The following is a 13,293-nucleotide window of genomic DNA, read 5'->3' on the forward strand; positions in this document are numbered from 1 at the left end:
ATATGTTTTGAGAGTTTGAGTATGCAGTGCATCGTAAACATTTTTTGAAACATAGAAAAGAAGAGCAAATTCACGCTAATTGTGAATTTGCTCTTTACATTAATTGTCTGCCTGAACAGATCTATGGGGAACGTGATCAATTTTCCAGGCTACCTCAACAGATTTCATGCGTACCCGATCAATTGTCTAAGCTACCTGATCAGAACTCATGCGTACGTGATCAATTTTCCAGGCCACCTCAACAGATTTCATGCGTACCCGATCAATTGTCTAAGCTACCTGATCAGAACTCATGCGTACGTGATCAATTTTCCAGGCAACCTGATCAGATCTCATGCGTACCTGATCAATTTTCTAAGCAACCTGATCAGATCTCATGCGTACGTGATCAATTTTCCAGGCAACCTGATCAGATCTCATGCGTACCTGATCAATTTTCTAAGCAACCTGATCAGATCTCATGCGTACGTGATCAATTTTCCAGGCAACCTGATCAGGTACGCATGAAATCTGATCAATTTTCCAGGCAACCTGATCAGATTTCATGCGTACCTGATCAATTTTTCAGGCTACCCGATCAATTCTCTGAGGTACCCGATCAGTTTTCATTACTACCTAATCATTTCTCTGGCAATGACTAATATGAAGACTAAGTAGAAGGCTCTAAATAATTTCTGTCCCGAACTTATGGTATATTAGACAGTACATAGTTAGTAAAGGAGTACGAATATATGGTTAAAAGTGTAGTTATTGCTGAAAAACCTTCAGTTGCACGTGATATAGCAAATGTCTTGAAATGTAATAAAAAGGGGAATGGATTTTTAGAAGGTGATAAATATATAGTTACTTGGGCATTAGGTCATTTAGTGACATTAGCCGATCCAGAAGCCTACGATAATAAATATAAAACATGGAATTTAGAAGACCTTCCGATGTTGCCTGAACGAATGAAGCTAGTCGTTATGAAGCAAACAGGTAAGCAATATAATGCAGTCAAATCACAGTTAACTCGTAATGATGTAAACGAAATCATTGTGGCTACTGATGCTGGGCGTGAAGGGGAATTAGTTGCTCGATGGATTATTGACAAAGCAAATGTGAAAAAGCCAATTAAACGTTTATGGATTTCATCTGTTACAGATAAAGCGATTAAAGAAGGATTTGCTAATTTAAAACCGGGTAAAAACTACGATAATTTATATGCTGCTGCTGTTGCTCGTTCTGAAGCGGATTGGTATATCGGATTAAACGCGACACGAGCATTAACGACAAGATTTAATGCACAGCTGAACTGTGGCCGTGTTCAAACTCCAACTGTTGCGATCATTGCTGCACGCGAAGATGAAATTAAAAACTTCAAACCACAAACGTACTACGGTATTGAAGCACAAACAGATTCATTAAAGCTTACATGGCAAGATGCAAATGGTAATTCACGTAGCTTCAATAAAGAAAAAGTCGACGTTATTGTCAAAGCATTAGGCAATCAAGATGCAAAGATTGCTTCAATTGACCGCAAGCCTAAAAAATCATTTGCCCCAGGTCTTTATGATTTAACAGAATTACAGCGAGATGCCAATAAATTATTTGGTTATTCTGCAAAAGAAACATTAAATATTATGCAAAAGCTATATGAATCTCATAAAGTGCTGACGTACCCTCGTACAGATTCTCGCTACTTATCATCTGATATTGTCGGCACATTACCTGAGCGTCTAAAAGCATGTGGTATCGGTGAATATCGTACATTGACGAATAAAATTTTAACAAAGCCGATTAAAGCGAATAAATCATTTGTAGATGACAGTAAAGTATCTGATCACCATGCCATCATTCCAACTGAGGGCTATGTGAACTTTTCTGCATTCAATGATAAAGAGCGTAAAATATATGATTTAGTAGTAAAACGATTTTTAGCTGTATTATTCCCAGCACAAGAATACGAGCAATTAACAGTACAAGCTCAAATCGGTAATGAGAAATTTATCGCCAAAGGGAAAACAGTCACTATTGCTGGCTGGAAAGAAGTATATCAAAATCGTTTTGATGATGAAGAATCAACAGATGATGTCAAAGAGCAACTGCTTCCTCGTTTAGAACAAGGACAAGTGTTAAAAACAAAGCTCATTGCCCAAACGTCTGGTCAAACAAAGCCACCAGCACGTTTTACAGAGGCGACATTACTATCAGCAATGGAAAATCCTACGAAGTATATGGAAACGAACGACAAGAAGCTTGTTGATACGTTGAAATCAACAGGTGGGTTAGGGACCGTTGCAACACGAGCGGATATTATTGAAAAGATCTTTAATTCATTCTTAATCGAAAAACGAGGCGGCAAAGAAATTTACATTACATCTAAAGGTCGTCAATTACTTGATTTAGTGCCTGAAGAATTACGTTCTCCTGCAACAACAGCTGAGTGGGAGCAAAAACTTGAGCTAATTTCAAAAGGTAAGTTGAAAAAAGACGCGTTCATCAATGAAATGAAACAGCACACTCAAGAAATAGTCGCTGAAATTAAAGCAAATGATAAAAAATATAAGCATGACAATATCTCAACAAAATCATGTCCTGATTGCGGCAAGCCAATGCTTGAAGTCAACGGTAAAAAAGGTAAAATGCTTGTCTGCCAAGACCGTGATTGTGGACATCGTAAAAACGTATCACGCGTCACAAACGCGCGTTGCCCACAATGTAAGAAAAAGCTAGAACTTCGTGGTGAAGGTGATGGCCAAATCTTCGTATGTAAATGTGGCTATCGTGAGAAGTTATCTGCATTTGAAGCCCGTCGTAAAAAAGAAGGCGGTGGCAAAGTAGATAAGCGTAGTGTACAAAAATACATGAAACAGCAAGAAAAAGAAGCTGAACCTTTGAATAATGCTTTTGCAGATTTGTTAAAAGGGATGAAATTTGATAAATAAAGATCAATTAAAAGTAGATTTTTAAAATAAAATTATGATGTTTAAAACAGTCGGGATGTTTTTAGCTCTGGATCAATGATCTGGAGCTTTTTTTATTTAACTAACGGCGCAGTAATAAGGGAATTGGGAAAGTTAAGAATCAAACTTAACAGCTACAATTACGCCAAGGCGAAATCGATAATGAAATGCACAAATGTTATTTTGATAACATTTGTGCATTTTTTAGGTTGTACAAGAAAAACGAAGCGTCATTCTGTGGTATCGAGCGATTCGACCCATGAACTGAACGGAAAAGGTAGCTCATCTCCCAAAGTTTGGGATGACATTTTTTTATACGTGTATCATGTGAATAAGTAGATTGGAGTGAAGACTGGACGCCCCCAGGAAAACGCTCATTGGAACGGAAATAGACACCACGTTTATGATAATTTATTTTTCATATATAAACAGAAATTTCAGAAAATATATTGAATTGCGAAAATAATTATGCTACTGTATGTAACATGGAAATGAAGTTTAAGCTTCAAAAAAACAAAATAAGAAGGATGTACTTCTTTAATGGATAATCAAACAATTCAACAAGTCATTCAACATAACTATCAGGAGCTTTCAAAGAGTCAGCAAAAGGTAGCGATCTTCATCCTCAAAAATTTGCAGACTGTCGGCGTTCATTCAGCTGCATATGTGGGGGAGAAGGCAGGGGTAAGTGAAACGACGGTTATCCGCTTTTGCTACGCTATAGGATTATCAGGTTATGCTGAACTGCAGCGGGAGATTACGATGCAGCTATTCAATGAAGGTAATGCTAGTAGCTTGCACAATTATTTGCAATCAAAGCAGGTACTTTTTGAGACACCACGTTTTTATGAAAAGACGATGGAAAAGGATGCATCGAGTATTTTAAACATTGCTAAGAACATTAATGAGGAAGATTTTAATCGTGCGTCACTACTGCTGCATACGAAGAAAAAAATCTATATTGTTGGGAATGGGTCTTCCCATTTAGCGGCGCAATGGTTGTATTTTACGTTAAATATGCTACGTCCTAACGTAGTGCTTTTAGATTTTGAAACTAGTGAAATCATTAGAGCTTTACAAGAAATTGATGAGGATAGTGTGGTCATTATTTTATCGTTCCATCGTTATTTTAAAGAACCGATACAATTTGCAGCTGAAATTCAAGAAAAAAATTGCGAGATTATCGGTATTACAGATTCTAAAATTGCACCTATCACGCAATATGCGACGATTACCTTTGTGAATGAACAACAGGAAATGTCTACGATTGACGCAATGCCAGCACTAATTTCATTTTTAAATACACTAATTGCAGGTATGACTGCACAAGATCACGACTATTATGAAAATCAACGCGTAAAATATGATGATTTCCAAAATAGCTTTTTAGCAAATCGATGGAGTTGAATACAATGAATCAAGTTTTACAAAACTTACAGCCTAGATTGGCTGATATTTTTACACATTTACATGAGCATCCGGAAATTAGCTGGCAGGAAAAGAAGACAACGCAATACATCGCCAATCTATTGAAGGAGGCACAAATGGAGCCTCAGTTGTTCGAGGATATGACGGGACTGTATGTAGATATTGGGGAAGGAATACCAAGAGTCGGATTTCGTACGGATATTGATGCACTATGGCAAGAAGTTGATGGCAAATTTCAAGCTAATCATTCTTGCGGTCATGATGGTCATATGACGATGGCTATTGGGACGGCACTAGTGTTAAAGGATATGGTGCATTTACTCCCCGGGGCAGTACGTATTCTTTTTCAGCCTGCTGAAGAAAAGGCACAGGGCGCTCGCGCATTCGTTGAGAAGGGGCTTATTGATAATCTAGAATACTTATTTGGTGTCCATGTTCGTCCGTTAAAAGAATTACAGGATGGAACGTATGCCCCAGCATTGTACCACGGTGCTGCAAAGCTTTTTACTGGGACAATTCTTGGGGAAGAAGCACATGGTGCACGACCTGAACTCGGCATTAATGCAATTGAGGTAGGGGCAGCGATTGTCGAAGGTTTACAAAAAATTTGGACAGATCCTAATGTCTCTGCATCAGTCAAAATGACGCAATTTAATGCAGGAGGAACCTCTACGAATATTATTCCGGGGAAAGCAACATTTAGTATTGATGCACGAGCACAAACAAATGAAGTAATGCAATCTCTCACAGAAGGTCTTGAACGTGTCAAGGCATCGGTAGAAGCGATGTACGGTGCGAAAATTTCATTGCAAGTTGATGCACATATTGTTGCAGCATTAGTGAATGATGAGGCATTACAACATATGAATTCAGCTATTGTTGATGTAGTTGGCGAAAAAGCATGCGCTTCACCAGTCGTCACTCCTGGAGGAGAAGATTTTCATTTTTATACGTATGAGCGTCCGAACCTTAAAGCAACAATGCTTGGCTTAGGTTGTGGTGTAACGCCAGGATTACATCATCCGAAAATGACGTTTAATCGAGAGCGGCTTTTTACCGGTGTGAACATTATTACGAGAGCTATTTTAAGAGCTTTATAGACTCTAGTCGTTATTACGGGATAAAGAATAGAAAGGAGTGAAAGTAATGATTGACATAAGGGAAATAAAGACAATCGAACAGCTGGAGCAAGTTCAACAATTGGAATATAACGTTTGGGGAATGCCTTCAATTCCCATTCATCAAACTTTAACAGCTGTAAAAAATGGCGGTATCGTTGTCGGTGCCTATGATGGTGATCAATTGGTTGGCTTTAGCTATGGCTTTTCAGGATTTCGAGAGAGCAAAAGCTATTTATGTTCCCATATGTTAGGGATAGACGAAAATTACCGCTCCCAAGGAATAGGTGAACAATTAAAATATGCCCAGCAAGCTATTGCTATTGAGCGGGGCTACGATTTAATGGTGTGGACGTTTGATCCGCTGGAAACACGAAATGGTTTTCTCAATCTATCCAAATTAAATGGTATTTGTAATACGTATATAGAAAATTGCTATGGTGAAATGAAGGATGGCTTAAATAAGGGACTACCTTCAGATCGTTTTGAGGTGTGCTGGTATATAAGCTCTGATTACGTAAGTAAAAATGTTTCAATAGATGCGACGGATGCCATACCAGTGGCTAGCTGTGTTCTAAATGAGCAAGGATTTCCGTGTTTGAATATAACTGAAAATTTAAAATATAACGAAGGTCTGTATACAATGCCTGTACCAAAGGATTTTCAAGCATTGAAGGTGCAAGATCCAACATTAGCATTGGATTGGCGTTTCAAAACGAGATATTTATTACAACGATTATTTGCACAAGGTTATGCGGCAGTTCAATTGCAGCAGCAAGAACATTACAACGAGTATGTTCTCGTTAAATTAGAAACTTTAAATCTGGAAGGGGCAAAACAATATGAAAATCACGGAAATTACCATTAGACATTTAAAAATGAATTTAAAAGAACCATTTACAACTAGCTTTGGCACATTTGAAGATAGAGATTTTTTAGTTTTAGAGGCTAAGGATGAAGCAGGAACAATCGGTTGGGGAGAATCTGTAGCGTTCCATTCACCTTGGTACAACGAGGAAACATTGCAAACAAACTGGCATATGCTAGAAGATTTTTTAATTCCACTTATTTTAAATAAAGAGCTTCAGCATCCGGATGAGGTCAATGAACTATTTAAACCAATTCGTAAAAATAATATGGCGAAATCAACGATAGAAGGTGCTATTTGGGATATTTATGCCCAACAGACGAATCAATCCCTTGCAGCTGCACTCGGTGGCAAAAAGGACAATATTGAAGTAGGAATCAGTATCGGTATTCAAAAATCAATCGAGGATCTTGTGGCGTTAGTAGATGGCTTTGTTAAAGAAGGCTATAAACGAATGAAAATCAAAATTAAGCCAGGTTGGGATGTAGAAGTAATGAGTACATTACGTGAAGCGTTCCCTGATGTGGCATTTATGGCGGATGCGAACTCAGCTTATAGACTGTCAGATGCTGAAACGCTCAAGCAACTAGATGCTTTTAATTTAACTATGATTGAGCAACCATTGGCGTCAGATGACATCATTGACCACGCAGCATTACAAAAATTAATCGATACGCCAATCTGCTTGGACGAAAGTATCCATTCATTAGAGGATGCACGTAAAGCTGTTGAGTTAGGCAGTACTAAAATTATTAATATAAAAATTGGACGCGTTGGTGGCTTAACAGAATCAAAGAAAATACACGATTATTGTGAGGCAAATAACATTCCAGTCTGGTGTGGTGGCATGCTGGAGTCTGGTATTGGTCGTGCACATAATGTGGCATTAACAACATTATCGAATTTTATTTTACCTGGAGATACTGCAGGCTCAAGTCGTTATTGGGAAAAGGATATCATTGACCCAGAAGTTGTAGTGAAGGACGGTTATATTGAAGTTTCTCAAAAAGCGGGGATCGGCTATGAAGTGAATAGAGAGACAATCGATTTATTTACAGTAGAGCAGAAAACTTATGGATTGAGTTTGCTTAATTTCTTTCAGCGGTAGTCTCCCACCTCTATAGATGATGAGATGAACACGGTTTTAAACCACTTATCAGCTGGTGTCCAATCATCCGCTGAAATAAAGGAACTCAGTCTAAGAACGCCACGTCCTGTGGCAATTTATCTGTGCGAAAGCGAAGCGACAGCAACACACGACTGAGTGACCAACATCATGCTGCTGACGCTTCGCTTTCGCGCAAAAGACATCTGTTGGCCCAAAGCCTCCGGCGGATGTCACGGAATCGGAAAGGAGTGCTTAAAGGATGTTAGCCTAAAATCATCGCATCCATGCGATAACGGCTAACTGACCTGCATCGGGCAGGCCTAAGCACAAAGCCGATTCCGGACGCAATTATGCCGAGGCATAATTGATAAAATAGATAAGTAGGTGTTCTATGAAAAAAAGTTGGCAGATAGGTGGCGCATTTGTAGGATTAATCGTTGGTGCTGGCTTTGCATCAGGACAAGAAATTATGCAATATTTTACGAGCTTTGGTCTTTACGGTATAACAGGAGGAATTGTTGCAACAATCGCATTTGCCTTTTTAGGGATGAGTCTAGCGCAATTAGGAGCGGATTCACAAACGACATCTCATAAAGAGGTTATATATCAAATTGGTGGACGTTATGTTGGGGTTATATTAGATATTGTCATTACATTCTTCTTATTTGGTGTGGCTGTTGTTATGTTTGCTGGATCGGGCTCAACATTCGAGCAAATGTTTAATATAAACCCGATGATTGGCAGTATTTTTATGGTAATCATTACGATTTTAACATTGCTATTAAATGTGAAAAATATTATTAATATAATAGCTTTAGTGACACCTTATTTAATGGGGATCGTTTTTATTATATTAATTTATTCCATTTTTACAATGGACTTAACAATTGCAGAACAGAATGTGTTAGCGAAAGAGCAAACATCTGCGGCCTCAAATTGGGTAATGGGCGCACTTCTCTATGTATCTTATAACATAGCTGCTGGTACTGCGATGTTAATTGTTATGGGGGGAACAGTAAAAGAGCGCAAGATTGCTGGTTTAGGCGGTCTTCTTGGTGGTTTAATGCTCGGTGTTTTAATCATACTAATTAATATTGCTATGTTCGTTAAAATGGACGTAGTTGGCGGGGCAGCAATGCCAACATTAGAGCTAGCAAAACAAATTCATCCTGTAGTGGGTATCTTAATGTCCATTGCTTTATTAGGCATGATGTACAATACAGCTGTAGGAATGCTTTATGCGTTTGCAGTACGTTTCATAGCGCCTGATCATAAATATTTTAAAATAGGTATTGTGGTGATTGGTTTAATAGGCTTCGTCGCTAGTTTAGTAGGATTCACGACATTAGTTGGAAAGGTTTATTCAACAACGGGGTATTTAGGCTTTGCATTAATCATTGCGATCATATTCTCGTGGCTACGTAAAATACCAAAAGCTTCATAATCATGTTTTTGAGATTCTCTAGTGTTATTGTACTGCGCTAGGGAATTTTTTTGGATTTTTGTAATGAAAACAAGTTGGGAATCATACAGTAAGTGTATGTTTGTTCATTTGTAGAGATCTGTAAAATTCTGCTTTATGTAAAATAAATTCTCGAAAGTTTGATTAAAATCTATTTTGGAGCTAGACACTAATTTTTTCGAATGCTATATTAATGGTGTCGTAGTTTTTTTATAATTAAGAAAAATCAGGCTTCGTCACCGAGAGATGGGATGGCATTTTGCTAAAACATAGGCCATGTGCGTAAGTTGATTGGAGTGGAGGCTGGGCGACTCCTCGGGGATTAGCGAAAAGAGGAGCGAAGGCTAAAACCATCACATCCTGTGATAACGCCTTCGTGACCAACATCGTGTTGGCCCGAGACCCTGGAGCGAGCACATAGGGGAACGAAGGCTAAAAGCATCACGTCCTGTGATAACGCCTTCGTGACCAACATCCTGTTGCCCCAAGCGGCTCATCGGACGCCCCCAGGAAAGCGCCCAGCCGGAACGGAAATCAACTACACAATATGGTGATGACCCAAAACTTTTTCTAATTATAAAGAGTGATGGAGTAAAGAGTTATAAGAAGGATGATAGATGCCTATGGTAAAGAAAACGTTAAAACAACGCATTGTTGACGCTTCTGTAGTGCTATTTCAGGAAGATGGCTATCACAATGTCACTGTTGATCGCATTGTTGAATACATTGGTGCATCAAAGGGTGGATTTTATCATAATTTTAAATCGAAAGATGAACTGTTGTATGAAATTCACGATGTATTTATTTCATATGTTATTAAGCAGTCACAGGAGGCATATGACAAATACGATACACCGATTACACGTTTATGTGCAATGCTGCAAACACTGACCCAAGTATTTGATATGTACCAAGCACATATAACTGTTTTTTATGAGGAAAGCCGTTCACTGCCAGAGGAATATAGTGAAATTATTCATAAAAAACGAGATCAATATCGGGATATTTTACAAAAAGTCATAGAGGATGGTCAGCAAACAAAGGATTTTCGTACAGAACTACCTTGTACTATCGTAACGATGGCTATTGTTGGGATGATTAACTGGACATACAAATGGTTTAAGCAATCAGGTCCATTAACAATGGAGGAAATTACTGAAGTATTTACGGATATGGTATTGCGTGCGATTGTCACTGAACAAGCAATGGAAGAAGCAGTTCAATTTATGGTAAAGGGGTAGCCAGCGCAGAAAGACTGGTTTTATTAATTTTCAATACAAACCGACTAGTCGGTATTAACTTCTTTAACGGGTATCCAAACATCCGTTGAAATAGAGGAACTCTCAGTCTAAGATCGCCACGTCCTGTGGCAACGACTGAGTGACCAACATCACGTTGGCCCAAAGCCTCCGGCGGATGTCACGGAATCGGATAGGAGTGCTTTGTGCAGGCACAAAGCCGATTCCGGACGCAATTATGCCGAGGCAAAATTGATTTTTATAATCGACATCTGAACGAAATTTGCTATGGCACATTAAACATTAGGGGGACTGGGGATGAACTTTGAACTAACAAAAGAGCAAGCGATGATTCGAGATATGGTACGTGATTTTGCTGAAAATGAAATTAAACCGTATGCTCGTGAAGTTGACGAGACATCGACGATGAGAATAGAGAGCTTTAAAAAGATGGCAGAGCTAGGCTTATTAGGTATACCGTTTCCTGAAGAGTACGGCGGTTCAGGAGGAGATACTGTTTCCTACGCACTTGCTGTTGAAGAAATCGGTCGTGCATGTGGTGGTACAGGATTAAGCTATGCAGCTGCAGTTAGCTTAGGTGCTTCGCCTATTTACAATTTCGGTACAGAAGAGCAAAAGCAGGAATGGCTTGTTCCGTTAGCGAAGGGAGAAACATTAGGTTCGTTTGGGTTAACAGAGCCTAATGCAGGTTCAGATGCTGGTGGGACACGTACAACAGCTGTAATTGATGGTGATGATTACATCATTAATGGTGAGAAATGCTGGATCACAAATGCTGGCTATGCACGTCAAATTATTGTGACAGCTGTGACAGGTAAACGTGAAGATGGTAAAAAGATTATTTCATCTATCATTGTACCAACTAATACTCCTGGCGTAACGATCAACTGCAATTACGACAAAATGGGCGTACGTGGCTCGAATACGTGTGAGATTATTTTACAAAATGTTCGTGTGCCAAGGGCTAATCTTTTAGGGGATGAAAAACGCGGATTTAGCCAATTCTTAAATACTTTAGACGGCGGGCGTATTTCTATAGCTGCACTATCGGTAGGGATTGCACAGGCGGCTTATGAAAAAGCATTAAAATTCGCAAAAGAACGTGAACAATTTGGTGCACCAATATCGAAACTACAGGCAATACAATTTAAATTAGCCGATATGGCAATGGAGATAGAGCTTGCACGTACGTTAGTACATAAGGCGGCATGGCTTAAAGATCAAAAGAAACCGTTCGGGAAGGAAGCGGCAATGGCAAAATTATTTGCTTCTGAAATGGGCTTCCGCACTTGTAATCAAGCAATTCAAATTCACGGCGGTTCAGGCTATATGAAAGAATACGACGTAGAGCGTCATCTGCGTGACATTAAGTTAATGGAAATCGGTGAGGGAACGTCTGAAATTCAACGTCTCGTTATTTCTCGTTTAATTGGCTGTTAATCTTAAGTAGCATAAATAAGGAGGATTTTCATGGCAGAACTTGTGTATCAAACTATTGGTCAATTGCTAGATGAACAATCTGAAAAGTATCCACAGCGCGAAGCATTAGTGTATGCAGACAGGGACTTACGAATGACCTACGAGGAGCTCAATCAGCAAAGTCGGTTAGTAGCTAGAGGGTTGATGGCTCTTGGAATAGAGAAGGGCGAGCATATTGCAGTATGGACGACAAATGTCCCAGAATGGGTGCAACTGCAATTTGGTACAGGTAAAATGGGTGCCCCAATCGTCACTGTAAACACTAATTATCGCTCAAGCGAGTTGGAATATTTATTGAAGCAATCCGATGCAAAAACGATTATTTTAATTGAAAATTATCGAGACCATTCTTTTATGAATACACTTCAAGAGTTATGTCCAGAGCTTGAACATTGTGAACCGGGTAATTTGCAATCAAAGCGACTACCTTTATTGAAAAATGTTATTTTAATTGGCGAGACAAAATACCCAGGAGTGCTAAACTGGTCTGATGTGTTATCTGCTGCTGAGCAAATAACAGAGGAGCAATTAGATCAAAGACAGCAAGTACTTCATTATGATGATGTTATTAATATTCAATATACATCGGGAACAACGGGTTTTCCGAAAGGTGTCATGTTAACGCATTATAACTTAGTCAATAATGCGATTAATATTGCAGAATGTATGCGTTTAACTTCTGAAGATCGTTTGTGCATCCCTGTTCCTTTCTTCCATTGCTTTGGCTGTGTAATTGGAACATTAGCAATTACAACGAGTGGTGGGACGATGGTTCCAGTTCAGGAATTTTCACCTGCTGAGGTGCTACAAACGGTTGAAAAAGAGAAATGTACCTCGCTACATGGTGTACCAACGATGTTTATTAGTGAACTTAATTTACCGAATTTTTCGTCTTTTGATCTATCAACGTTGCGTACTGGAGTAATGGCAGGCTCTAATTGTCCTATTGAGGTGATGAAAGCCGTTATCGACAAAATGGGGATGACGGATGTTACTATCTGTTACGGACAAACAGAAGCCTCACCTGTTATCACACAAACGAGAGCGGATGACCCGCTATTGTTAAAGGTAGAAACCGTTGGCCGTGCTTTGCCGAATCTGGAAGTTAAAATTGTCGTTCCTGGTACAGACGAAGAGGCTGCGCCGAATGAGCAAGGGGAGCTATGTACAAGAGGCTACCATGTCATGAAAGGTTACTATAAAAACCAAGAAGAAACTCTTCTTGCAATTGATGAGGCTGGTTGGCTGCATACTGGGGATTTGGCAACGATGGATGAGGCGGGCTATGTACGTGTAACAGGGCGTTTAAAGGATATGATTATTCGCGGCGGTGAAAATTTATCTCCTCGAGAAATTGAAGAATTCCTTTACACACATACCAAAATTGCAGATGTACAGGTTGCGGGCGTTCCTGATCCTATTTATGGAGAGGAAGCGGCAGCTTGGATCATTTTGCGTGAAGGAGAGCAGGCAACAGAAGAAGAGATTCGGGATTATTGTCGGGATAAAATCTCTAGACATAAAATACCACGACATATTTTCTTTATCGACGACTATCCGATGACTGCATCAGGAAAAGTTCAAAAGTATAGATTACGAGAGAGTTTTGTTCCAGCAGTGAAGTAAGAA

Annotated in this window: 10 protein-coding genes; all 10 read left to right on the top strand. The window is 39.2% G+C overall.

The genetic code is table 11. The annotated features are described in order from the left end of the window. Positions 1-731: 731 nt before the first annotated feature. Positions 732-2,924, top strand: coding sequence for a DNA topoisomerase III (locus ACZ11_RS17880; protein WP_049667901.1), 2,193 nt, complete (start codon positions 732-734; stop codon positions 2,922-2,924). A gap of 558 nt (positions 2,925-3,482) precedes the next feature. Then, entirely contained in the window at positions 3,483-4,349 is an 867-nt protein-coding gene (locus ACZ11_RS17885; protein WP_049667902.1) for a MurR/RpiR family transcriptional regulator, read from the top strand. Positions 4,350-4,354: 5 nt separating this feature from the next. After that, entirely contained in the window at positions 4,355-5,470 is a 1,116-nt protein-coding gene (locus ACZ11_RS17890; RefSeq protein ID WP_049667903.1) for a M20 peptidase aminoacylase family protein, read from the top strand. A 46-nt stretch (positions 5,471-5,516) separates the two neighbouring features. Further along, the gene (locus ACZ11_RS17895; protein ID WP_049667904.1) at positions 5,517-6,356 is read left to right on the top strand and encodes a GNAT family N-acetyltransferase; all 840 of its coding nucleotides are present in this window, start codon (positions 5,517-5,519) and stop codon (positions 6,354-6,356) included. After that, positions 6,331-7,464 carry an o-succinylbenzoate synthase gene (gene menC, locus ACZ11_RS17900; RefSeq protein ID WP_049667905.1) on the top strand — a complete coding sequence of 378 codons (1,134 nt, stop codon included), beginning with the start codon at positions 6,331-6,333 and terminating at the stop codon, positions 7,462-7,464. Before ACZ11_RS17895 ends, menC begins: the two co-directional genes overlap by 26 nt. A gap of 24 nt (positions 7,465-7,488) precedes the next feature. After that, positions 7,489-7,620, top strand: coding sequence for a hypothetical protein (locus ACZ11_RS27300; RefSeq protein WP_269079334.1), 132 nt, complete (start codon positions 7,489-7,491; stop codon positions 7,618-7,620). A 235-nt stretch (positions 7,621-7,855) separates the two neighbouring features. Beyond that, positions 7,856-8,908 carry a YkvI family membrane protein gene (locus ACZ11_RS17905; RefSeq protein ID WP_049667906.1) on the top strand — a complete coding sequence of 351 codons (1,053 nt, stop codon included), beginning with the start codon at positions 7,856-7,858 and terminating at the stop codon, positions 8,906-8,908. 641 nt (positions 8,909-9,549) lie between these two features. Further along, the gene (locus tag ACZ11_RS17910; RefSeq protein ID WP_049668715.1) at positions 9,550-10,167 is read left to right on the top strand and encodes a TetR/AcrR family transcriptional regulator; all 618 of its coding nucleotides are present in this window, start codon (positions 9,550-9,552) and stop codon (positions 10,165-10,167) included. A gap of 315 nt (positions 10,168-10,482) precedes the next feature. Further along, entirely contained in the window at positions 10,483-11,625 is a 1,143-nt protein-coding gene (locus ACZ11_RS17915; RefSeq protein ID WP_049667907.1) for an acyl-CoA dehydrogenase, read from the top strand. A 30-nt stretch (positions 11,626-11,655) separates the two neighbouring features. After that, positions 11,656-13,290: an AMP-binding protein gene (locus tag ACZ11_RS17920; protein WP_049667908.1), complete on the top strand. Its 1,635-nt coding sequence runs from the start codon at positions 11,656-11,658 to the stop codon at positions 13,288-13,290. Positions 13,291-13,293 lie beyond the last annotated feature (3 nt).

The sequence above is a fragment of the Lysinibacillus xylanilyticus genome (assembly GCF_001183605.1).
Lineage (GTDB): Bacteria > Bacillota > Bacilli > Bacillales_A > Planococcaceae > Lysinibacillus > Lysinibacillus xylanilyticus.